Source organism: Thiomicrolovo immobilis, assembly GCF_039645955.1.
Lineage (GTDB): Bacteria > Campylobacterota > Campylobacteria > Campylobacterales > Sulfurimonadaceae > Thiomicrolovo > Thiomicrolovo diazotrophicus.
The window spans coordinates 1,530,842-1,552,092 of record NZ_CP147916.1; the positions used below are offsets into that span (position 1 = coordinate 1,530,842).

Genomic DNA, 21,251 nt, shown 5'->3' on the forward strand with positions numbered 1-21,251 from the left:
GGCTTCCTAGGAGAGTTTGCTGTTGTTGGAGATCAGGTAGAACTGGTCTTTGAGTTTGTTGAGTTCCCGGATGACGAGATCGTGGTGTTCATCGCTGAGCGCGTAGTGCTGCTCCATAAAGTCGTAAAGCTTGTCGATGTTGGTGTAGATCTCTTTCATCAGATTTTCCTTGATCTTGTCGGAAACGGCCATTCGTGTGTCCTTTTTTCCGCAACTTATGCAAAAATCGTACTTGAAAGATGTGTGGATGAAGCGCTCCCCGAAGGGAGCAACATGAATTGAGGAGAGAGAAAGTCGGGGGTCCGAAGAAGACGCCCCGGTGCCGCCCCAGCGGTCCGAACCGGCCGTGGGGCCGCGGCGAAACTCAAAAAAAACAGGTATCCCTCTCCCCGGGGGAAGAGATTTAGCGGATAAGGTCGAAGAAGTAGTCCGTCGTAGCGATACCCTTCGTCTCTTCGTCGAGCTGATCAAGAACTTTGTTCGTGATCTGCGTGAGCATGTTGAGCGCACCTTCATAACCGCTCAGTGAGTAGCGGTGCAGGTGGTGACGGTCAAAGATCGGGAAGCCCATGTAGATGAGCGGAGTACCCGTATCACGCATCAGCTCTTTACCATAAGAGTTACCGATCATGAAATCGACAGGCTCAGTAAAGAGGAATGAACGCATGTGCCACAGGTCTTTACCTGCCCAGACGTTCAGGTCGTCTTTAGCCGGTGAAGTGTCGAGAAGCGCACGCATCTCATCTTCCCAGCCGCGCGGTGCATTGTGGCACAGTACGTGTGTCGGTTCCGCACCCATTTCGAGCAGGAAGGAAACAACACCGATCAGGAAGTCAGGGTCGCCCCAGATCGCGAATTTCTTACCGTGCATGTACGGGTAGCTATCCTGCATTGCATCGACCAGGCGCTGGCGCTCGATCTTCAGTTCTGCCGGGATTTCGTTACCAGTCAGCTCGGAAAGCTTCATGATGAACTCGTCAGTCCCTTTCAGGCCTACCGGGTTACATGTTGTGCTCTCTTTGGATTTCCAGCGCTTCTGAACCATTTTCATGGTTTTCGGAGTCGCGTACTTCTGCAGAGAGATAGTCGCTTTGGAGTTGATACAGTCAGCTGCATCTTCCAGTTTAGTACCGCCGGCGAACATGTTGTACTCACCTGCAGGCATATCCCACTGATCAGAGTGGTCGCCGAGCATGATGTAGTCTGCACCCATCTTCTCTACGATCGTTTTGACCGCACGGATAGAACCGATGTACGTTTCGAAGCCCGGGATGATGTTGATGCGGTCTTTGACCTCTTCAGTTTTCTTCCCTTCAGTGAGCTGCTGCATTGTACCGTGCATCATGTTGTCGTAACCAGTGATGTGGCTACCGACGAAAGACGGAGTGTGTGCGTACGGGATCGGGAATGATTCCGGAAGGTCAACACCGCCGTCTTCCTCTTTCGCTGCAGTAATGAACGCGTAGAGGTCGTCACCGATGACTTCTGCCATACAAGTGGTAGAAACCATAATCATGTCCGGCTTGTAAACTGCTGCACAGTTTTTCAGACCGTCTTTCATGTTGACCAGACCACCGAATACCGCCGCGTCTTCAGTCATAGAGTCGGAAACACACGGTGTCGGCTCTTTGAAGTGACGTGTAAAGTATGAACGGAAGTAAGCAACACAACCGTGTGAACCGTGAACGTACGGCATACAGTTCTCGAAACCGAGAGCAACCATGACAGCACCGAGGGGCTGACATGCTTTTGCCGGGTTGACGGTGATCGCTTCACGCTGGAGGTTTTTCTCGCGGTAATCCCACGTTGTAGTCCACTCAGCGACTTCGGCGACTTTTTCTTTGTCGATGGCGCCCCAGGCACCCTCGAACTGTTTTTTGTTTGCCAGGACATCCCGGTACTCAGGATGCTGGAAAAGGTTCTTACCGTTGTCGATTTTATCTACATTCTGCATTAGGCTTCTCCTTCCGTTTCCCAAGGTGCTTTGCTATATCCCCAAACCGGAGAGTTGATCGCGAGGTCCATATCGGATGCGAAGATCGCGAAACCGTCGAATCCGTGGTACGGACCGCTGTAGTCCCAAGAGTGCATCTGGCGATACGGCAGACCCATTTTCTGGAAGACGTATTTTTCTTTAATACCAGAAGCAACGAGGTCCGGCTCAAGTTTCTTGACAAACGCTTCGAGTTCGTATTCGTTGACGTCATCGTAGATGACAGTTGAACGCATGATCTCGTCTTTTGTACGCTTGTAGTCATCGTCGTGTGCGAATTCGTAACCCGTACCGATAACTTCCATACCGAGGTCTTCGTAAGCACCGATAACGTGACGCGGGCGGAGACCACCGACGAACAGCATTACCTGCTTGCCTTCGAGGCGCGGGCGGTATTTGTCGACAACAGCGTTGATCATCGGCTCATACTTAGCGATGACTTCTTCACATTTCGCTTGGATCTTCTCGTCGAAGAATGCAGCGATCTTGCGCAGAGACTTGTAAGTCTGAGTCGGTCCAAAGAAGTTGTATTCAACCCAAGGAATACCGAACTCTTTCTCCATGTGACGGGAGATGTAGTTCATAGAACGGTAGCAGTGCAGGAGGTTCAGTTTAACCTTCGGCGTCTGTGCCATTTCTTTGAGCGTAGCATCACCTGACCACTGAGCAGTTACACGCAGACCCATCTCTTCGAGAAGGATACGGCTTGACCATGCGTCACCACCGATGTTGTAGTCACCGATGATCGCAACGTCGTACTCAGTCGGCTCGATAGCGTCACCCAGTGTTTCAACGTTGCCGTCGAAGACGTAGTCACGGACAGTATCGTTCGCGATGTGGTGACCCAGAGACTGAGAAACACCGCGGAAACCTTCACAGTTAACCGGAACGATCGTGTTACCAGTCGCTTTCGCGTAAACTTTAGAAGTCGCGTTGATGTCGTCACCGATCAGACCGATCGGACACTCAGACTGAACAGTGATACCGTTGTTCAGCGGGAACAGTGCGTCGATTTCTTCGAAACAGACAGCCAGTTTCTTGTCACCGCCGAAGACGATGTCTTTTTCCTGGAAGTCGGAAGAGAAGTTCATCGTAACGAATGTATCGACACCGGTTGTACCGATGTAGTAGTTACGACGGCCGGCACGTGAGTACTGACCACAACCGATCGGACCGTGAGAGATATGAACCATATCTTTAACCGGACCCCAAACAACACCTTTAGAACCGGCATAAGCACAACCACGCTGGCTCATGACACCCGGAACAGTTTTCTTATTCGAACGAACGTTACCGCAAGTTTTTTGGCTTTCATCCTCCGGTGAACCTACACCGAGGTGCTTAGCACGATTTTTTGCAGCTTTCTCCGGGTACGCCTTGAGTACCTCTTCAATCGCTGCTTTTTGTTTTGCTTCCAATGATTCTGGACCCATAATATCCTCCTCTATGTCTTTTAAAGAATCTATAATTTAATAGTTTGCTTACGCTGCCGTAATACGGAACTGAGCCATAGAGTCGAATTTCTTACAAAGGGCCATAGTCTCGTCATCGCCTGCATCGAGACGCTTGGAGAGCTCTGCAATCTGATAGCGGTTTGTATAGATCATGTAGTCAGACTCAGCCGTTGTAGCGTAGTGTACAAGTGCTTTGAACATGAACGTATCTTTGTTCGTATAAGAAAGCTCTTCTTTTTGACCTTCACGGCTTTCCATCATCATTTTAATTTCGCTGACGCTGCCGAAATCAACGCCTGAGTTATCCAGTTTTTCAACAACTTTTTCGTCCGGGATTGAATTCCCCATATCTGCTGGGAAGTGGAAACCAAGAATAAACATAATAATTCTCCTTCTTTGTCTGTTTTTTTCTTTTCATTATGAGAATTTTTATTCCCCCGAAGGGGAAAACGCATCTTTCAACCAAGGAAAGCCAAAGGCGATTACGCTTCTGCAGCCTTACCAACGTTTTCTTCGTCAGCCTCTTCTTCAAGACCGTATTTCATCAGAAGGTCTTCGAGGTCGTCCATCTCGAGCGGAGTCGGGATGATTTTCATGTCGTTCGCGATGATTTTGCGAGCAAGTTCTTTGTACTCAAGAGCTTGGTCAGACTGCGGGCTGTATTCAACAACAGTCATACGGCGAAGTTCAGCGTGCTGAACGATGTTGTTACGCGGTACGAAGTGAATCATCTGAGTGCCGAGGTCTTTAGACAGTGCGATAGCAAGGTCATACTCTTTGTCAGTCATACGAGCGTTACAAACCAGACCAGCAAGGCGAACGCCACCAGTGTTTGCATACTTCAGAATACCTTTAGAGATGTTGTTAGCAGCATACATTGCCATCATCTCACCAGACATAACGATGTAGATTTCCTGAGCTTTACCTTCACGGATCGGCATAGCGAAACCACCACAAACAACGTCACCGAGAACGTCGTAAGAAACGAAGTCAAGACCTTCTTCTTCGTAAGCGCCTTCTTCTTCGAGGAAGTTAATTGCAGTAATAACACCGCGTCCTGCACATCCAACACCCGGCTCTGGTCCGCCAGACTCTGTACAGTTGATCCAACCGCCCGGTGCGTCAGGAGCAAAAATACCTGCACCCGGTTTCATTGCATCTTCGAGTTCAAGGTCCTCAACAGTACCCATTTCAGCAGCAAGCTGCAGAATTGTAGACTGTGCTTTCTCGTGAAGGATCAGACGAGTTGAGTCCGCTTTCGGGTCACAACCAACGATCATGATGTTCTTATCAAAGTAGTGAGCCATAGAGGCCAGAGTATTTTGGGAAGTAGTAGATTTACCAATCCCACCTTTACCATAGAATGCGATTTGACGAAGTTCAGCCATTTTTTTCTCCTTGTAGATGTACTTCGCCGTAGTTGGTGCATGATGCGTTCCCGGTTTTTTCAGCGACAATTCCTGACATTTCTGAAAAATACGCACAACAATAGGAAAAAGAGACAAATTTGTAAGAATAGGATTTGCAGCAGCGCCGACATTTTGTCGCAAAACGCTCGAAAGCACCTAAACAAGGGGCTTTGAAGGGTTTTTCTACTGAAAGGAATTCTCAAAATCAGGAACGACATACGAACATCAAAATTGTCGTAAAGAGGACAAAAATTGTCGCAGATGCGACAAAGTGTGTGTAACCCCCCTAAACAGGGGCTTTGAAGCTTAAATATTATTTTTAAAATGAAAGACGGTGAGATTGGTGCGGCGAAAACCGCGCCGGGTGTAGAAGTGCAGTGCGTTTTCATTGTCGATATCCGCGGCGAGTTGGATGCGTTTGTAGCCGTACGACTGTGCCATGAAACGCATTTTGTTGATGAGACGGCTGCCCACACCCATCTTACGGTACTCCTGTAACACGACGAGGTCCTCGATCTGTCCGACAAAATCCCCCTCGGCGCTGGAGATGAGACGCTGCATCGTCAGCATGCCGACGACCTTCCCCTCGTGACGCGCGACAAGCAGGTCGGTCCCTTCGTGGGTGTAGAGTTTCGCGATCCCCGAGAGCTGCTTGTCGAAGTCGATCTCGAAATCCTGTTCGATCGCGAAAAGCACCCCCAGCAGTCCCGCCATATGCGGCAGGTCCGCCTCCGTTGCCGGTTCGATGGTGATCCCCGTTTTCATATTGATATCGCAGATCTCCGGGTGGAGCACTTCGATGACGAGCTTCGCATGTTCGTTCAGCGGATTGTCGCCGATATAGAGCGACTTCAGGTTCTTCATATTCGCCAGCGCTTCGGGAAGATCCACGATAGCGTTACCGTCGATATCGAGTTCGTACAGTTCGGCATAGCGGCTGATCGATTCGGGCACCTCGGCAATGGCGTTGGAGGAGTAGCACAGAGACCCCAGGGCGGTCGACGGCACCATCGGGAATGCCGTCAGCCCGCAGCCGTCGCAGGAGAAGGCCCGCAGATAGGGAGCAAAATCGTCCGCAATCTCCAACGAAGCGAGCGCATTATCGTCGAGCGTCAGCACCTCGAGCTCCTCCAGCCCGTGCAAGGCGATGTGGCGGATACGGTTCGAGGCGAGATTGACCGATTCCACCCCCAGGGTGAAAAAGGCCTTGTCGATCGTCTCGATACGGTTGTCGGAAAGATCCAGCTCCAGCAGGGAACTGAAGTACGCCGCCTCCGGTGGGACACTTATGATCAGGTTGCCTTCGAGGTTCAGCCGTTCGACGGACGTGAGCTGGGCCGGCATCGCGGAGATATCTTTAATGTAGTTGGTCGCGAGGTTGAGGGTGCGGAGTTCGTTGGGTACGCTCAGACAGCGCTCAAAACTTTCGAGAACGTTGCCGCTGAGATCGAGGACCCGGAGCGTCGTGCAACGGCTCAGTTCTGAAACGTCGCCGATGCGGTTCCCGCTGAGGTTGAGCGAACGGATCGGGGACATTCCCAGGATGGCCGGAACGGCCGTGAAAACGTTGCGCCGAAGATCGACGTTGCTCAGTTTCGTCATCGACGCCATGGAATCCGGCAGGGATGAAAGCTTGTTGTTGCCCAGATTGAGCGCGACCAGTTCGCTGAGCAGTCCGAACGCTTCGGGCAGCTGCTGCAGGGAACGGCTGCTGAGATCAAGGCGCTTCACCTCAGCGGGTGTTTTGATCTCCGATGAAATGGCCCGCTGTTCCATCAGCCATGCGCGCAGTGTCTCCCATTGCCTTTCGGGCATACTCACTCTCCTTCCGCCAAACGGCGTATCCGCTCGAGGCGCTGTTCAATGAGGTGTTCGATCTCTTCAAAATCATAGGTACCGAACTGGTTCATGTCGTACAATTTTACCAGTGCCGCGCGGCAACAACTCTTATTGCATTCGGTCACAAGTTTTTTTGCTTTTTTAAATGGGAGGGAGGTATTTTGAAAGATGTCGATGGCCTCGGCCACGTTTTTTTCGCCGCATTCGCAGATCTCCATCCGGAGGATCTCTTCTTTAGTGCGCATGATTAGCCTCCGCAGGACAGGCGTCCATGGCGGGGAGGATCAAAGACCGTTTTCAGTCTTGAACGTGTTGGCTTCTTCGACGGCAACACGAAGTTTTTCACTCAGTTCCGGCATTTTGACATAATCGGTCCAGAGCGTATCTTCAACGATATCGTGGATCTCAGAAGCGATCTCGACCGCCAGACGTTTGCGTTTGGCCAACTCTTTTTTCAGTTCTTTTGCATCAGCTGACATTCTATCTCCTTGTTCGAGGTGGTTCAGGCCCCTCTGCAAACACGACCGAAATCGTCTTTGCAAAGAGGCCCTCAGGCCACTTTATGGACCTCGATCAGGGCAGCTTCCTCTTTGCGGAGACCTACCAGGGTACGATTGATCATCACCTGGACGGTGCTTTTGAACCAGCCGAAATGCTTAATGCTGATCTGCGCATTCGGCATCAGGCCCATTGCCAGCAGGCGTGCACGCAGTGCACCGTGGACGTTGATGGCGTCCACCGCTGCTATTTCACCGACTTTCATCTGCAGTAAACACATTCCAGGCTCCTTTTAAAGTGAAAATGCGTATATATTTTCGAACTTAATCGTATTGCCGCCCTTGCTCATATGGACGAACTTCTGTTGTTGCTTGAAGTGGTACTTCTCATACAGGTCCACGACCGGCTTCACGCCGAGGGGAACGTCGGCAAAGACTTTTTTGAGGCCCCGGAAATAGAGGACCCCTTTCATCATCTTCTCCGCTTCATCCTCATGCCCTTCACGGACCTGCCAGGGGCCCAGATAGACATGGCGTGCGTTCACGACGCTGGAGTGCTGGAAGGCATTGGGCAGCGTGAACTTGAGTGAGCTTGTGCGCTCCATCTCGTCCATGAGGAAGTCCAGACGGTTCTCACCGAAGGTCTCATGGTCGATGACGGAGATGGCGGACTCGAAATTGCCGCCGTCAAGCTCTTTGGCATGGGCATTGGTGAAGTTGAACGGCGGCACCTTGCCGACATTGATGAAACGACCCACTTCGATATTGGATTCAAAGCCGTGGGCTTCGAAAAACGGCACGAGGTCCGGATTGGCATGGAGATAGATTTTGCGGAAATCGTTCTCCAGTACCGTCAGAAGCGTCTTGAAAAGGCGGGTGCCGATTCCCTTCTTCTGATACTCCGGGCGTACCATGAAATATTTCATCTGCGCCGTTTCGGAAAAACCGATGGACATAATCGCCCCGACAAGCTTGCCGTCTTCATAAGCACCGTAACACAGATGCGGCGAGTGCATCATCATCAGTTTGATATGGTATCCGTCAGCGAGCCAACCTACCGTATCGGCAATCTTGACCAGTTCACTGACGTCTGCGAATTTGAGCCATCCTATGAACATTGGCTCTGCCTGTAAAGAGATACGAGCTCCATGTCGTCAAGGACCTGCTTTCGTGACGTGACGATTTCGCGGATCCGTGGCAGCAGTGAGTGCAGCGCACTCTTTTCGGCAGTAATACCAAGCTGTTTGAGATGGTACATGACCGTGCCGGTTCCCGAATGTTTGCCGATAGGGAAGGCGCGAAGTCCCCCGACCTCTTCGGCATCAAACGGTTCGTAGGCACGGCTGTTTTTCATCATACCGTCGGCATGAATACCGCTCTCATGAGCAAAAAGGCGCTCCCCGATAATGGGAGCATTCGGCGCGATGGTCACGCCCGCCGCCTCGGCGACGATGGCGATGAGCGAACGCATCTGCATCGCGTCGATATGACGCGCGTCGCCGTAGAGATGCTTGAGGGCCATCGAGATCTGCTCGAACGAAGCGTTGCCCGCCCGTTCGCCCAGTCCGATAACGGTTGTATTGACGCTCTGTGCACCGGCATCGAGTCCGCTGAGCGCATTCGCATTGGCAAGACCGAAATCATTGTGCGTGTGCATTTCGATCGGAAGGAGATTGAGGGAAACCAATGCTTTGATGGCTTCATAAGTGCGCGTCGGTGTCAGGATCCCGACGGTGTCGCAGTAGCGGAAACGGTCAGCACCGAGCGCATGGCCCAGCTGCATCACTTCGGCAATAAAGGAGAGATCGGCACGGGAGCTGTCTTCGGCTCCGATGCAGACATAGAGTCCTTCGCGTTTCGCGGCCAATATGACTGCCTCGAGTTGCGAAAGCATCCGTTCCTTGTCACCGCCGAACTTGACGTCGATCAGAATGTCAGAAACGGGAATGGAGAGGTCAACGGCCGGCACGCCGCATTCAAGCGATGCCTCAAGATCACGCATCGTCGCACGGTTCCAGGTCATCATCCGTGCACCCAGCCCCAGGGCCAGAAGCTCGCGGATGTCTTCTTGTTCGCGCGTTCCCATCGCGGGAATACCGATTTCGAGTTCATCGGCGCCGCACGCATCAAGCGCGCGGGCGATCGCTATCTTTTCAGCGGTGTTGAACGCCACATAGGGCGCTTGTTCACCGTCACGTAACGTCGTGTCGTTGATAAAAGCCATTTCCATCCTTCACCTTCGTCAATTCGTCTCATCTGACGCAAATGCGAAAGCATTTTCTGCTTGTTAGCGGCCTTCCGCTGTTTCCCGCCGAAGCGGGGACAGCGATTGCTTAGTTCGCTTCCATCTCCTCGGGGAGATTGAAGTATTTGCGTGTTGCTTTCAGGACGGAAGCTTCCATCGGCTGATAAGCGTAGCTCATGTCGGCGACGAGGCCGGCTGCTTTGAGGTCATCCTGCGGACAACCGCCGATCTTCGCCGTGAGGATCAGCTTACAGTCTTTGAGTTTTTCAACGATCGCGTCGATCGGGTTCGTGCCATCCGGTCCTGCACAGTACTCATAGTCGAGTTTGCGGTGGTGGATGAAGCGGATACCGAGGTCGCCTGCTTCGTAGATGAGGAACTCTTTGACAGAACCGAAGTGCTGGTTGATCATCCCTTCGCCCGCTGTCGTCACGGCAACGAGGATCGTCTGACCGTCAGAACTGAGGTCTGCTTTCTCTTTACGGACACGCTCGTTCGCTCTGTCAAGGAAGAAGCGGAACTCTTCGATCTTGGCGTGCGCCTCTTTGCGTCCTTCAACGTTGTAATGCTCTTCGAGTGCATCGAAGCTCATTTCTGCGAAGCGTTCTTTCGTGAATTCCGCACCGCGGTCTTCACCGATCAGACCGACGGCATCTGCGCGGCACTGGCGGCAGTGCTGCATCAGTTTCATATCCATACCGCACGCTTCTTGCACTTCCATCTGCTGCTGGTCAGTCGCAGACGGAACACCGTCGAGGGCGAATTTCGTACCGAACTCCGGCTCGGAGATGATCGGCATGATGTTGTGGAGGAAGACACCGATCTCTTTCAGTTTCTTGGAAACTTCCGGCAGGTGCTTGTCGTTGATACCCGGGATCAGAACGGAGTTCGCTTTGATGAGGATACCGTGCTCAACACACTTCGCCATACCTTCGAGTTGCTTCTCGAGCAGGATGCGTGCCGCTTCTTTGCCGTAGATACGTTTGTTGTTGTGGTAGATCCACGGATAGATTTTCGAACCGATCTCACCTGTTTCGTCTACAGAGTTGATCGTGACCGTAATGTGGTCAATGTCATATTTGACCATTTCATCAACGTAGTCCGGCAGGGCGAGACCGTTCGTAGAGAGACAAAGTTTCAGGTCAGGCGCTTTTTCGCGGACCATTTCGAATGTCTTGAATGTTTTTTCCGGGTTGGCGAGGGCATCCCCCGGTCCGGCAATACCAAGAACACTCATACGCTGAACTTCACCGCCGACGAACATAACCTTCTTGACGGATTCTTCCGGCGTCAGGCGTTCGCTTGTAACCCCAGGACGGCTCTCGTTGGAACAGTCGTATTTACGGTTACAGTAGTTACACTGGATATTACATGCCGGTGCAACCGCAACGTGGATACGTGCGTAGTGGTGGTGGGCTCCTTCAGAGTAACATGGGTGATCGTGGACCTTTTCTGCAATATCAGCTGGCAATGCTGATTCTGTTGGGCTTGAACCGCAGCTCATTTTAGCTCCTTTTATAGATGTATAGGTTTGACGAACCTGACCTTGCATCATGTAGCTACAATCATATTCTGCTGCCAATGTTGCAAACCCTATTCCAGCCCTTTTCCCCGTGTTGGGGCTACCACCACCGACAATCTCGACAATTTTGTCCCCTCACCCCACACCATATTGCACCGCAACATTATTAAATAGCAACTCATACACAAAGGCGTATTTCCGTCTAATCCACGGCGGGCGGGGAACTCCCGACTGGAACGCATCTTGCAATTTACGCTGCAAGTACGCCTGATTCCGGGCGACGGTAAAGGAAAAACCATGAAGATCGCTGTCCCGTTCAATCAACAGCTTGAGCTCTATCGCGATAACCCTTCGACCGCCCCGAAATTCGGTATTTATGAAATCGTTATGGAAAAGAGCCGGGTCGGCATCTCACTGCTGAGCGTCGAGATGAACCCGTGGTGCAAAACGGCGTGCGGCCTTTTTGACACCTCTTCGACCACGTGCACCTGCGATGAAGAGCGTCAAAAAGACATCCGCCATATCACCGAACACTATGCCCTGCTTGAAGTGCTCGCCGGCTGCAGCTACCTGCTGGCCGACCGTTTCTGCGACAACACCAAACGGGCATTGACCAACGGCGGCATCCACCTGTTCAAATTCCCCTCCGTCATCCGTACGACGGAGAACGCCATCAAAAATTTCATCATAGGAGCTTCGCTTGCAAATACAGTTGAACACGTCTACTATGCGTCTTGAAGAGCAGCCGCTAGATATCGGGTACGCTTCCGAAAAGGTCACGCTCAAAGCCCCGGACGGTACGTCACAGAGCGTCGGGGGACAGGACGGCAAGACCCATCTGATCGTAACGGTCCCTTTTATAGATGACAACTGCATCGCCGAACTGCAAGCCATCGGCAAGGCCCTTCCGAAAGCCGACGACATTACCGCGTCGCTGATCGTCGCCGCGACCTCCCACGAGGACCCTAAGGTCGAAGGCTTCCGCTTCCTGCTTGACAGCGACGAAGAGTTCGCCGACTGGTACGGTGTCCGCCTCAGCGGTGAGCCCCTCGACGGGGAGCTGACCAAGGCCCTGTTCATCATCTCCAAGGATGGTGCACTCTACTATGATGAATTTGCCAAGAACCTGCATGATCCGTTCAACGCCGAAACGGCCGTACGGAAAGTCTATGCTGCGCAGGAATGCTATACCGGAAAAGGATGCCACTAATGAGCGAAACAATGACAACAACAGAGACCAAAGACTACAGTGAACTGATCGAAACGATCAAGAAAGAGATCCGCAACCAGACGACCGTCCCCTATTTCGGGCTGGGAATCTTCAAAGGCATCACGACCAAAGAGGGTGAACAGATGCCCTTTGACTCGGATTCGATGATCCTGATGATGAACAACGGCCGTGCCATGAGCCCGCGTCTGATGTTCGAATACTCCCGCGCCGCCATGCACCTGGAACAGCGCCGGGGCGTCGACTACATCCAGCAGATGACCAACTGGATCTATACCAAGGAGTTTGAACCGACGCCGCTGCACAAGGCGATCCTCAACATGTCTCCGCGCTTCATCATCGACACCAACCGCGATGCCAAGCTGCAGGAGATGCTCGCCTTCGAACCGCACACGCTCATTATCGGGAAGTCCCGTATTCTTGACAACGACTACCGCTACGAGATCTACGAGTGGGATGTCGAGAACAAGAAGTACTTCCAGGTAGACGAAGAGGCCCTCGACGACGCCCAGAAGATAATCTTCAAGCCGATGGGAGCACCGCTGCCGGAGCCGAGCTTTGTCATCTCCGACGCCGACTACGTCGACTGGCTCACGGAGGCAATGGGCGGTTTTGCCGTGCCGTCCGTGCTCAAAACCTACCGCAAGACGAAAAAGTACCTCTTTATGGGTACCTATTTCGACCGCGACACCGACCGCATGGTCGCCAACGAACTGACACACGATCTCGAGGGCGGTTACTTCATTAGTGACCAGGAGCTCGGAAAGAAAGAGAAAAAGTTTGTTGAAAAACACAACCTCGAACTGATCGAGATGTCTCTCGAAGCCTTTACCGAGGCCTTTATCTAAACAATATACACCTGCCCCATGCGGGGCAAACGATACTCAATCTCGAGCGATCGCTTAGCGGGATGACGCGGCGAAGCCACACAAAGGAAACTTATGCCATACATACCAACCGTAAAAGACAGAACCCCCCGGGGCGAACGCTATTTTGACCTTTTTTCCAAACTGATGGGCGACCGTGTCATCATGATCACCGAACCGATTGACGACCACATGATGGGGATTATCGTCTCCCAGCTGCTTTATCTTGAAGCCGAAGATTCCGAAGAGCCGATCCACATGTATATCAGTTCTCCGGGCGGTTCGGTCATGGCGGGCCTCGCCATCCTTGACACCATGCAACTGATCAGCGCGCCGGTCTACACTTACGGTCTGGGCATGGTCGCATCGATGGCTGCCGTTCTCTTTACCTGCGGCGAACCGGGGCACCGCTACGTGCTCCCCAACGCTGAAGTGATGATCCACCAGCCCCTGGGCGGTGCGCAGGGCCAGGCCAGCGATATCGAGATCCAGGCCAACCACATTATCAGCCTCAAAAAACGGCTCTACAAGATCCTCGCCGAAGCGACCGGCGCGACAGTCAAAACCATTGAGAAAGCCAGCGATCGGGACAACTACTTCATTGCTGAAGATGCTATCAAATTCGGTCTGGCGGACCAGATCCTCAATGCTATTACGAAAAAGGAAGTCTGATGAGTACCAAAGAAGAAAAAACATGTTCGTTCTGCGGGCGTAAGCAGAGCGAAGTGAAAAAAATGTTCTCTTCGGAGAACACCAATATCTGTAACGAGTGTGTCACGACCTGTTCGAACATCCTGCAGAAGGAAGTCCGCTACGAACAGCAGGAAAAACTGCACCAGGAGTTGCCGAAGCCCGCGAAAATCGTCGAGTTCCTCGACAAGTACATTATCGGTCAGGAGGACGCGAAAAAAGTCCTCGCCGTCGCGCTGTACAACCACTACAAGCGGATCGAAAACCCTATCTACAATAATGTCGAGCTGGAAAAATCGAACATCATGCTGCTCGGACCGACGGGGAGCGGTAAGACGCTGCTCGCCAAGTCCCTGGCCAAGATCATGAACGTCCCCTTCGCCGTCGCCGATGCCACGGCTCTGACCGAAGCGGGCTACGTCGGTGAAGACGTCGAGAGTATCCTCTCACGCCTCCTCGCCGCGGCCAACTACGACATCGAAGCCGCCCAGCGCGGGATTATCTACATCGACGAGATCGACAAGATCGCCCGTAAAAGTGAAAGCGCCACAATGGGCCGCGACGTCTCCGGCGAGGGTGTCCAGCAGGGTCTGCTCAAGATCCTGGAGGGCAGCGAAGTCTACGTCCCGGTCAAAGGGAGCCGTAAAAACTCCACAACGGAGACTGTCCTCTTCGATACGACGCACGTCCTCTTCGTCTGCGGGGGCGCCTTCGTCGGCCTCGTGCCGGATAAGCATACGAAGCGCACCAATAAAGTCGGCTTCGCGAAGGTCCAGAAGAGCGAGATGGCTGCCGACTTCAAAGTCGACCAGCGCGCGCTGGTCCACTACGGTATTATCCCCGAATTCATCGGGCGTATCCCGGTCATCGCGCAGCTGCGCGAACTGACCAAGGATCAGATGGTCCAGATTCTCCAGGAACCGGACAACGCCCTGATCAAACAGTTCCAGGCACTCTTCGAGATGGACGGTATCACCCTCGAGTTCGAAGAGAAGGCCCTCGAAGCGATCGCCCAGCAGGCGATCGACAAGGGTGTCGGCGCCCGCGGTCTGCGCGGGATCATCGAAGAGGCGATGCTGCCGCTGCAGTACAGCTGCCCCTCAAGAGAGAACCTCGAGAGTGTCACGATCACCGAGGCGGTCGTCGCCGACCCGACAACCGAACCGATCTACACCTTCAAAAAAGAGGACGAGAGCGCCGAGGCGTAATCCCTCTCTTCGCTCCCTATACCTTCAAGGGAGCACACCCTCCAATCCCGGATTTCCAGACACTCCTTTCTGATTATTCAACTCGCAACGAGCGTATTATAGAGGAAAGTTTTGTATGCATCTCCGGCGGCTGAAACGGCAAACCCCTTCAACATGAGGAAGAAGCCTAAGCGGAGACGACCCGGTTGCGGCCGGAGCGCTTCGCCGCATACATGGCCGCATCAGCCGCTTCGAGCAGTTTGACCGGAGTGCCGGTACTTTTCGAGAGGCTGGCGACGCCGATACTCACCGTCAGGAAGAACTCCCCTTCACCCCCCGTCATATAATGCTCCCCCGCGATCTCGCCGCACAGACGCTGTGCCAGTTCCATCGCTTCATCGTGTGAGGATTCGGGCAGAATGATTACGAACTCCTCGCCGCCGTAACGGGCGGTCATGTCCGTTTTACGCATCGTTTTTTTCAAAATGTCAGCCACCTTGCGCAGCGCCATATCCCCGATCTGATGACCGTAGGTATCGTTGATCTTCTTGAAGTGATCGATATCGAGCATAAAGAGCGACAGCGGGTGGTCGTAACGCTCCGCCCTGCCGACCTCGGCACTCAACTGCTTTTCCAGCACGTGGCGGTTGTACAGCCCGGTCAGGGCATCGTGCCGCGCCGAATACTCCAGCGCCCGTTCCATCCGCCGGTATTCGGTGACGTCGCGGACGATCCCAAGCACCCGCTCCTCCTCACCGATCATGATGGGAGTGGCGGAGATCTCCGCCAAAAAGACAGTGCCGTCTTTGCGCCGCAGCTTTTTCTCCCGCCGGGACGGTTGGCGTGTCCTGATGATCCCCGGGAACATCTCCGGTTCCTGGCCGGGGGGCAGCAGGTCGAACACATGCATCCGGCTGAGTTCGCTCTTCGAGTACCCAACGAGTTCCGTATAGGCGTTATTGACCATAACGAAATGCCCACTCCTGTCCACCAGACCGATCCCGTCCATGCTCTGTTCCACGACCGCGCTCAACAGCGCCTCGCGGTCTTTCAGGGTCTGCTCATATTGTTTGCGGTCCGTAATGTCATAGATCGTCCCGATGGACCGGACCGGTGTACCCTTCGCATCATAAAATGTCTCGCCGCTTTCGAGGACATATTTGACCCTGCCGTCGCGCAACAGCAGACGGTGTTCGATTCTGTAGGGCGTATGACGGCTGACCGACTCCTGGTAGGTCCGGTCGACCGACGACCGGTCGTCGGGGTGTATAAAGTGTGCGAACAGCTCATAGGAGACGTCGTACTCGTCCCGATCGATTTCAAACATCCGGTACACTTCATCCGACCACGTCAGCCCGTTCGTTTCGAGGTTGAGTTCCCAGCTGCCGAAGTGCGCCAGGCTCTGCGCCTCCTGCAGTTTGCTCTGGGATGCTTCAAGGTTCTGCGTACGCTGCTCCACAAGGTATTCGAGTTTTTGCCGGTCAAGCGTATTGCGTTTGACGAGATGGCGGTAGATAAAAAGGTTGATAAAGATGAAGCCTATAATGACCCCGAACATCAGATATTCGTAAAAAGCGAATTTGGCGTTCAAGGCATTGAAAATCCCCTCGATCCTGTCGTTGAGCAGGCTTAGAAAGTCGTCGATGGGATTCATAATCTTCTGCTTGGCTTCATAATAGGCCTTGGAGTGCAACAACGCGATGGCCCTCTGTCGGTCGGGTTCCGCCCGGACCGTGTACCTCCCCTCGGCATCCTTGAAACGCCCTTCCGCAGCGTTTATCGCCTCGATCTCCAGTTTGACAATCTCGTTTAAGTTGACTTCCGCCGTTGTCAGTTTTGCGGTTTCTTCCGGGGAAAAGGGGAGTTCCGCAATGATGGCATCCATGGATTTCTTCTCCCCCGGCGGATGCTTGCGTTCTCTATCCTCTTTCGACAGGTCCCAATAGACCCTGGCATACCCTTTGGGTCTGGGTGCCATGCCGTTGCGGATATCCAGCGTCGTGTAGTAGCGATGTTTGAATTCGGGGTCTTTCGTCACGACATAGGAGCGTGCGAAATGCGTAAGGTCGTCGGAGGTCTGACGCAGTTCGTCGGCCGTCACCAACATCTGTTTTGCATCGAGGATCTCCTGTTCCATCCGCACGTGGAGCGTGCCGGCCTTATAGAAGATAGCCGTTACAATACCGATCATCATGATTTCACTTAAAATAATAAAAAGATTATTTTTTGTTTTCATAATATATCTATTATAGCAGAGTCGGGGCAGAGGCTGCAACCAAGCCGGCCGATCGGCCCGTCGACACGAAAAAAATCCCCCTTTTTTCGCAGCGAACGCTTTTGCACCCTCTTCTCGAACGGATTTTGCATTCTACCGGGCATTAACACCCAAATAACGAGGAACATTCAATGCGCGTTTATCTCGACAACAATGCCACTACCAAGATCGACCCTCTGGTCAAAGTCAAAATGCAGCCCTTTTTCGAGGAGCTCTTCGGGAACCCGAACTCCCTGCACCTGTACGGGATGGAAGTCCGCCCCCACCTGAACAAAGCGATGGGTAAAATGTACGACGCCCTGAATGTGCCGGACGAAGATGACATTCTCATCACCTCCTGTGCGACAGAGAGCAACAATACCGTGCTCAAGGGGATCTACTTCAAGCATATCCTGAAAAACCCGGAGAAGAACCATATCGTTACAACCTCCGTTGAGCACCCCTGTATCCTCGATACCCTCCACTTCCTGAGCGACTACGGTGTCGATGTCACCTACGTCGACGTGGACGAGAACGGCGGTGTCAGCGCCGAAGCGATCAAAGCGGCCGTCACCGACAAAACCGTCCTTATCTCCATGATGTGGGCCAACAACGAAACAGGGATGATCTTCCCCGTCGAAGAGGTCAGCGCCTTCGCCAAAGAGAACGACATCCTCTTCCACAGCGATGCCGTCCAGGCCATCGGCAAACTGCCGGTAGACCTGACAAAAGTCAACGTCGACTACCTGACCTTCTCCGCGCACAAGTTCCACGGTCCCAAAGGGGTCGGCGGTCTCTACGTCAAAAAGGGCAAGCAGCTTCCCAACCTGCTGCACGGCGGCGAGCAGATGGGCGGTAAACGCGCCGGTACACTCAATGTCGCCTATATCGTCGGGATGGGCCTGGCGATGGAACAGGCTGCAGGCCACGTTGATAAGATGAACACGGAAGTCCGCCGCCTCCGCGACAAGCTTGAAGATGCCCTGGCGAAGATCCCCGACACCATCATTGTCGGGCCGCGTGACAAACGCACGCCGAACACCGTCCTTATCTCCCTGCGCGGGATCGAAGGTGAAGCGATGCTGTGGGACCTCAACCGGGCCGGCATCGCCGCATCCACCGGTTCGGCGTGTGCTTCCGAGTCCCTCGAAGCCAACCCGATCATGAGCGCCATCGGCGAAGACCCGGAACTGGCGCATACCGCCATCCGCCTCAGCCTTTCACGCTTCACGACCGAAGAGGAGATCGACTACGTTATCGATGCCTTCACCAAAGCGGCGGAGCGCCTGCGCTCCATCTCCTCTACATACGGTTACAAAAGCGAAGCGGGCTGAGAAATGCGTTACCTGATAAACGTTCGCGTCGACGGGACGAAAAAGCGCACCTATCCCGTCGATGCGGCGGATGAGACACAGGCTAAAGAACGCCTGCTGCTTCGTCTTCCTCCGCACCAGCGCGAGACGCTTATTGTCGACGAAATCAAGATCGACCCCGCATCACTGGTCAACGCCGATCCTTACGGGATATTCGGCGAAGAGTGATCAGTCGCGCTGCTGCATCGCCTTGCGCTGCGGCGTATAGGCCCACCACACTTTTGCCTCTCCCCCGTTCATAAAATCCGTAATCGACATAAATACATCCAGGACACAGGGATCCTGTTCCGAACCCGTCAGCTCGCAGAGTATGCCGTAGAGTTCAACCGGGTCCTGCCCGACAAGCTGTTCGGGACGGTTGATCCCGATCCGGCGAAGATCACCGGCCAGCGAAGGCCCGATGTTTGGCAGATCCGTCAACGTTCTCGTCGTTTCGCGCTTCACTTTATCCGGGTGCATAGGCGTGTTCCCTTTCACTGGGGCTTGGGGAACGGGTAGAAAAGAAGGAGAGATACCGCAGGGTTTTCGCAGCTCACCCGCTCCCTTTGCAGTATAGATATTCACCAGCATAGCGATAAACATTTTAAGATGTGCTAAATTTAGTTTTTTTATATTTACATAAATTACTAAATTAGAAAGAAAATTTCAGTAATGAAAGGAATCCCAGAGTGATCCGAACATCAACGTCAACAGGAAAGAGATAATCTTAGCCGCAAAATCATAGAACACAACTTGCATCACGACGGCCATATCACAATATAAGGATGACTCCCTATGTCAACAGTACAGGACTTCATTTACGGGAACAACCTGCAGTGGCAGGCTTCTTTCAGCGAGAAAACGGACAAATACGATTACGGCTACCGCGGCAGCCTCGTCATTACGCCGGGCAAGGTACTCTCTGCCGACAAGCAGCTCCCGCCGAAAGCGACCGCAACACAGGTTATCCTCGTCAGCAACAGCGACAAAATCGACTTCATCGCCTGCGAACTGGAAACCTTCGATTTCTTCGAACCGTTTGTTGAACAGTACAAAGAGGTCCTTTCCACCGACGGTCTTTATATTCTCTTCGTCACCGACCTCGACGCCGACGGCAAGTTCGAGTACGAGGGCTTCACTTTTTACGCCTTCTCACTGGACGAAAGCTCCGTATGGAACGAACTGCTCGACCATGCAGATCTCTCCAAGGGCGACCTGAAAAAACTCGGTGCCGGCGAAAAGATCGATACCGTCTATGACGAGATCAAGGTCACAACACTGCGCATCGCCGACAAGAGCTATGACGACGTCAAAGCGGCGAAAAGCGGCGAAGGCAGAGTCCTCTTCGGCGCGGTCTGATCGCACCGCCCTCCGGGGCATCCCCTCTTCAACTTTTCCCTCTAGACCTTTTCCTACCCGTTCCGGCTTAATACATAAGGATTGCGCTGTGCCGTCGGCATGATGAGCACATCCTGGATGTTGACGTGTGCCGGCGCCTGCAGCATGTAAAGGGCCAGATCGGCGATGTCGTCGGCATGCAGCGGTTCGTACCCTTCGTAGACAGCATCGGCCCTGCGCATGTCACCGCCGAAACGGGTCGCGGAGAAATTCGTCTCTACCGCCCCCGGTGCGATGTTGCCGACCCGCACGGCCGTTCCGTCTAGGTCGATGTTCATCGCCTCCGTCAACGCATGCACGGCCGACTTGGTCGCACAGTAGACATTGCCGCCCGGGTAGGTCATCTTTCCGGCGATAGAGCCGATATTGAGGATATGCCCGCCATTGCGACGGCGCATCTGCGGGATGACGGCGCGGCTGACATAGAGCAGCCCCTTGACGTTCGCATCGATCATCTCCTCCCATTCGTCGGCATCCCCTTCATCCAGAGGTGAGAGCCCGAGCGCCAGACCGGCGTTGTTGATCAGGATATCGACGGCGCTCTCTTCCAGCAGGGCGCCCATGGCCGCCTCGACTGCATGCCGGTCGCGGACATCGAATGTCACGGTATCGATCGTGACGCCGTGCTCGGACAGTGCCGTTTTCAGCGCATCGAGCTTTTCCTGGCTGCGCCCGTGCAGCACCAGGTCCGCACCCGCCGCGGCCAAACGCCGAGCGCACGCCTCGCCTATGCCCGATGTTGCCCCGCTGACAAAGGCTCTTTTCCCTGTTAATGATTTCACGATTGACTCCCGGAATATGATGGGGACAATCTATCGGTTTTGAGGTGAAAAGGGGCTAAAAAAGGGGAGGTATGTCTAAAAGAGTGGAGAGGGAAAAAGGCGGGAGTTCCCCGCCGGTGAAAAGGTTATACCGCTTCAGAGCCGGATTCGCCGGTACGGATACGGATAATTTTTTCGATATCGCTGATGAAGATCTTACCGTCACCGATCTTGCCGGTGCGGGCCGCTTCGACGATCGTGTCGACGACCTGGTCGACCGATGCCGCTTCGACGACCATCTCCATTTTTACTTTCGGCAGGAAGTCAACGACGTACTCCGCACCGCGGTAGAGCTCGCTGTGCCCTTTCTGGCGCCCGTACCCTTTGACTTCGCTGACCGTCATACCGGTAATACCGATCTCAGCCAGTGCATCCTTCACATCCTCAAGCTTGAACGGCTTGATGATCGCTTCTACTTTTTTCATGTTGTAATTCCTTTTTACATTCCTAGAATTGTATCACCCTGCTCCCTCAAAGCGGAAGATGTTTGACACCT

24 protein-coding genes are annotated in these 21,251 nt (G+C 53.4%); 8 read left to right on the top strand and 16 right to left on the bottom strand.

All coding sequences use genetic code 11. The features are described from left to right. Nucleotides 1-6 precede the first annotated feature (6 nt). The 12 genes from WCX72_RS07920 to nifB all read right to left on the bottom strand — a co-directional run bounded on the left by WCX72_RS07920 (nucleotide 7) and on the right by nifB (nucleotide 10,908). On the bottom strand, nucleotides 7-192 hold the full coding sequence (locus WCX72_RS07920) for a hypothetical protein (RefSeq protein ID WP_345969284.1): 186 nt from the start codon (nucleotides 190-192) through the stop codon (nucleotides 7-9). Between the two features lie 211 nt (nucleotides 193-403). Beyond that, a complete protein-coding gene (gene nifK / locus WCX72_RS07925) occupies nucleotides 404-1,954 on the bottom strand; it encodes a nitrogenase molybdenum-iron protein subunit beta (protein ID WP_345969285.1) in 1,551 nt (516 codons plus the stop codon). Continuing rightward, nucleotides 1,954-3,426 (bottom strand): nitrogenase molybdenum-iron protein alpha chain, encoded by a 1,473-nt coding sequence (gene nifD / locus WCX72_RS07930; RefSeq protein ID WP_231018403.1) that lies wholly within the window; start codon nucleotides 3,424-3,426, stop codon nucleotides 1,954-1,956. Before nifD ends, nifK begins: the two co-directional genes overlap by 1 nt. 48 nt (nucleotides 3,427-3,474) lie before the next feature. Then, nucleotides 3,475-3,828 (bottom strand): hypothetical protein, encoded by a 354-nt coding sequence (locus WCX72_RS07935; RefSeq protein ID WP_231018404.1) that lies wholly within the window; start codon nucleotides 3,826-3,828, stop codon nucleotides 3,475-3,477. A gap of 101 nt (nucleotides 3,829-3,929) precedes the next feature. Continuing rightward, nucleotides 3,930-4,835: a nitrogenase iron protein gene (gene nifH, locus WCX72_RS07940; protein ID WP_345971537.1), complete on the bottom strand. Its 906-nt coding sequence runs from the start codon at nucleotides 4,833-4,835 to the stop codon at nucleotides 3,930-3,932. Between the two features lie 327 nt (nucleotides 4,836-5,162). Then, nucleotides 5,163-6,671, bottom strand: coding sequence for a GNAT family N-acetyltransferase (locus WCX72_RS07945; protein ID WP_345969286.1), 1,509 nt, complete (start codon nucleotides 6,669-6,671; stop codon nucleotides 5,163-5,165). A 2-nt stretch (nucleotides 6,672-6,673) separates the two neighbouring features. Continuing rightward, on the bottom strand, nucleotides 6,674-6,940 hold the full coding sequence (locus WCX72_RS07950) for a hypothetical protein (protein WP_345969287.1): 267 nt from the start codon (nucleotides 6,938-6,940) through the stop codon (nucleotides 6,674-6,676). Between the two features lie 39 nt (nucleotides 6,941-6,979). Beyond that, nucleotides 6,980-7,174 (bottom strand): CCE_0567 family metalloprotein, encoded by a 195-nt coding sequence (locus WCX72_RS07955; RefSeq protein ID WP_231018408.1) that lies wholly within the window; start codon nucleotides 7,172-7,174, stop codon nucleotides 6,980-6,982. Between the two features lie 71 nt (nucleotides 7,175-7,245). Further along, nucleotides 7,246-7,473 (bottom strand): FeoA family protein, encoded by a 228-nt coding sequence (locus tag WCX72_RS07960; protein ID WP_231018409.1) that lies wholly within the window; start codon nucleotides 7,471-7,473, stop codon nucleotides 7,246-7,248. Nucleotides 7,474-7,485: 12 nt separating this feature from the next. Continuing rightward, a complete protein-coding gene (locus WCX72_RS07965) occupies nucleotides 7,486-8,310 on the bottom strand; it encodes a GNAT family N-acetyltransferase (RefSeq protein ID WP_345969288.1) in 825 nt (274 codons plus the stop codon). Further along, on the bottom strand, nucleotides 8,301-9,416 hold the full coding sequence (gene nifV, locus WCX72_RS07970; RefSeq protein ID WP_345969289.1) for a homocitrate synthase: 1,116 nt from the start codon (nucleotides 9,414-9,416) through the stop codon (nucleotides 8,301-8,303). Before nifV ends, WCX72_RS07965 begins: the two co-directional genes overlap by 10 nt. Nucleotides 9,417-9,525: 109 nt before the next feature. Continuing rightward, entirely contained in the window at nucleotides 9,526-10,908 is a 1,383-nt protein-coding gene (gene nifB / locus WCX72_RS07975) for a nitrogenase cofactor biosynthesis protein NifB (protein ID WP_345969290.1), read from the bottom strand. Between the two features lie 348 nt (nucleotides 10,909-11,256). Here nifB and WCX72_RS07980 point away from each other — a divergent pair, with 348 nt between their 5' ends. From WCX72_RS07980 to clpX, 5 genes are all read left to right on the top strand, one after another. After that, a complete protein-coding gene (locus tag WCX72_RS07980; protein WP_345969291.1) occupies nucleotides 11,257-11,697 on the top strand; it encodes a hypothetical protein in 441 nt (146 codons plus the stop codon). Next, on the top strand, nucleotides 11,687-12,169 hold the full coding sequence (locus WCX72_RS07985; RefSeq protein WP_345969292.1) for a redoxin family protein: 483 nt from the start codon (nucleotides 11,687-11,689) through the stop codon (nucleotides 12,167-12,169). Before WCX72_RS07980 ends, WCX72_RS07985 begins: the two co-directional genes overlap by 11 nt. Then, nucleotides 12,169-13,035, top strand: coding sequence for a hypothetical protein (locus WCX72_RS07990; protein ID WP_345969293.1), 867 nt, complete (start codon nucleotides 12,169-12,171; stop codon nucleotides 13,033-13,035). Before WCX72_RS07985 ends, WCX72_RS07990 begins: the two co-directional genes overlap by 1 nt. A 93-nt stretch (nucleotides 13,036-13,128) precedes the next feature. Next, nucleotides 13,129-13,725, top strand: a complete 597-nt coding sequence (locus WCX72_RS07995; RefSeq protein WP_345969294.1) for an ATP-dependent Clp protease proteolytic subunit — start codon at nucleotides 13,129-13,131, stop codon at nucleotides 13,723-13,725. Beyond that, nucleotides 13,725-14,951, top strand: a complete 1,227-nt coding sequence (clpX, locus tag WCX72_RS08000; RefSeq protein WP_345969295.1) for an ATP-dependent Clp protease ATP-binding subunit ClpX — start codon at nucleotides 13,725-13,727, stop codon at nucleotides 14,949-14,951. Before WCX72_RS07995 ends, clpX begins: the two co-directional genes overlap by 1 nt. A gap of 166 nt (nucleotides 14,952-15,117) precedes the next feature. Here clpX and WCX72_RS08005 read toward each other — a convergent pair whose 3' ends face one another. After that, nucleotides 15,118-17,124, bottom strand: coding sequence for a diguanylate cyclase (locus tag WCX72_RS08005; RefSeq protein WP_345969296.1), 2,007 nt, complete (start codon nucleotides 17,122-17,124; stop codon nucleotides 15,118-15,120). Between the two features lie 212 nt (nucleotides 17,125-17,336). Here WCX72_RS08005 and WCX72_RS08010 point away from each other — a divergent pair, with 212 nt between their 5' ends. Together WCX72_RS08010 and WCX72_RS08015 are read left to right on the top strand one after the other, a co-directional pair. After that, complete coding sequence (locus WCX72_RS08010) at nucleotides 17,337-18,518, top strand: NifS family cysteine desulfurase (protein WP_345969297.1); 1,182 nt, start codon at nucleotides 17,337-17,339, stop codon at nucleotides 18,516-18,518. A gap of 3 nt (nucleotides 18,519-18,521) precedes the next feature. Further along, a complete protein-coding gene (locus WCX72_RS08015) occupies nucleotides 18,522-18,725 on the top strand; it encodes a hypothetical protein (RefSeq protein ID WP_345969298.1) in 204 nt (67 codons plus the stop codon). Here the strand turns inward: WCX72_RS08015 and WCX72_RS08020 are convergent, their stop codons facing one another. After that, entirely contained in the window at nucleotides 18,726-19,016 is a 291-nt protein-coding gene (locus WCX72_RS08020; protein WP_345969299.1) for a helix-hairpin-helix domain-containing protein, read from the bottom strand. It abuts the gene before it with no gap. A 315-nt stretch (nucleotides 19,017-19,331) separates the two neighbouring features. Here WCX72_RS08020 and WCX72_RS08025 point away from each other — a divergent pair, with 315 nt between their 5' ends. Then, on the top strand, nucleotides 19,332-19,895 hold the full coding sequence (locus tag WCX72_RS08025; RefSeq protein ID WP_345969300.1) for a hypothetical protein: 564 nt from the start codon (nucleotides 19,332-19,334) through the stop codon (nucleotides 19,893-19,895). 53 nt (nucleotides 19,896-19,948) lie between these two features. Here WCX72_RS08025 and WCX72_RS08030 read toward each other — a convergent pair whose 3' ends face one another. Further along, nucleotides 19,949-20,716 (bottom strand): SDR family NAD(P)-dependent oxidoreductase, encoded by a 768-nt coding sequence (locus WCX72_RS08030; RefSeq protein WP_345969301.1) that lies wholly within the window; start codon nucleotides 20,714-20,716, stop codon nucleotides 19,949-19,951. A gap of 125 nt (nucleotides 20,717-20,841) precedes the next feature. Next, on the bottom strand, nucleotides 20,842-21,180 hold the full coding sequence (locus tag WCX72_RS08035) for a P-II family nitrogen regulator (RefSeq protein WP_231018425.1): 339 nt from the start codon (nucleotides 21,178-21,180) through the stop codon (nucleotides 20,842-20,844). Between the last annotated feature and the right edge of the window lie 71 nt (nucleotides 21,181-21,251).

Excerpts from the sequence above, each read along its gene's own strand:
- WCX72_RS07950 (WP_345969287.1), bottom strand. The coding sequence starts at position 6,940 with ATGCGCACTAAAGAAGAGATCCTCCGGATGGAGATCTGCGAATGCGGC.
- WCX72_RS07995 (WP_345969294.1), top strand. The coding sequence starts at position 13,129 with ATGCCATACATACCAACCGTAAAAGACAGAACCCCCCGGGGCGAACGC.
- WCX72_RS07965 (WP_345969288.1), bottom strand. The coding sequence starts at position 8,310 with ATGTTCATAGGATGGCTCAAATTCGCAGACGTCAGTGAACTGGTCAAG.
- nifH (WP_345971537.1), bottom strand. The coding sequence starts at position 4,835 with ATGGCTGAACTTCGTCAAATCGCATTCTATGGTAAAGGTGGGATTGGT.
- WCX72_RS08035 (WP_231018425.1), bottom strand. The coding sequence starts at position 21,180 with ATGAAAAAAGTAGAAGCGATCATCAAGCCGTTCAAGCTTGAGGATGTG.
- WCX72_RS07960 (WP_231018409.1), bottom strand. The coding sequence starts at position 7,473 with ATGTGTTTACTGCAGATGAAAGTCGGTGAAATAGCAGCGGTGGACGCC.
- WCX72_RS07955 (WP_231018408.1), bottom strand. The coding sequence starts at position 7,174 with ATGTCAGCTGATGCAAAAGAACTGAAAAAAGAGTTGGCCAAACGCAAA.
- nifK (WP_345969285.1), bottom strand. The coding sequence starts at position 1,954 with ATGCAGAATGTAGATAAAATCGACAACGGTAAGAACCTTTTCCAGCAT.
- WCX72_RS08015 (WP_345969298.1), top strand. The coding sequence starts at position 18,522 with ATGCGTTACCTGATAAACGTTCGCGTCGACGGGACGAAAAAGCGCACC.
- WCX72_RS08005 (WP_345969296.1), bottom strand. The coding sequence starts at position 17,124 with ATGATGATCGGTATTGTAACGGCTATCTTCTATAAGGCCGGCACGCTC.
- nifD (WP_231018403.1), bottom strand. The coding sequence starts at position 3,426 with ATGGGTCCAGAATCATTGGAAGCAAAACAAAAAGCAGCGATTGAAGAG.
- WCX72_RS08010 (WP_345969297.1), top strand. The coding sequence starts at position 17,337 with ATGCGCGTTTATCTCGACAACAATGCCACTACCAAGATCGACCCTCTG.
- WCX72_RS07945 (WP_345969286.1), bottom strand. The coding sequence starts at position 6,671 with ATGCCCGAAAGGCAATGGGAGACACTGCGCGCATGGCTGATGGAACAG.
- WCX72_RS07920 (WP_345969284.1), bottom strand. The coding sequence starts at position 192 with ATGGCCGTTTCCGACAAGATCAAGGAAAATCTGATGAAAGAGATCTAC.
- clpX (WP_345969295.1), top strand. The coding sequence starts at position 13,725 with ATGAGTACCAAAGAAGAAAAAACATGTTCGTTCTGCGGGCGTAAGCAG.
- WCX72_RS07980 (WP_345969291.1), top strand. The coding sequence starts at position 11,257 with ATGAAGATCGCTGTCCCGTTCAATCAACAGCTTGAGCTCTATCGCGAT.
- WCX72_RS07935 (WP_231018404.1), bottom strand. The coding sequence starts at position 3,828 with ATGTTTATTCTTGGTTTCCACTTCCCAGCAGATATGGGGAATTCAATC.
- WCX72_RS08020 (WP_345969299.1), bottom strand. The coding sequence starts at position 19,016 with ATGCACCCGGATAAAGTGAAGCGCGAAACGACGAGAACGTTGACGGAT.
- WCX72_RS08025 (WP_345969300.1), top strand. The coding sequence starts at position 19,332 with ATGTCAACAGTACAGGACTTCATTTACGGGAACAACCTGCAGTGGCAG.
- WCX72_RS07985 (WP_345969292.1), top strand. The coding sequence starts at position 11,687 with ATGCGTCTTGAAGAGCAGCCGCTAGATATCGGGTACGCTTCCGAAAAG.
- nifV (WP_345969289.1), bottom strand. The coding sequence starts at position 9,416 with ATGGCTTTTATCAACGACACGACGTTACGTGACGGTGAACAAGCGCCC.
- WCX72_RS07990 (WP_345969293.1), top strand. The coding sequence starts at position 12,169 with ATGAGCGAAACAATGACAACAACAGAGACCAAAGACTACAGTGAACTG.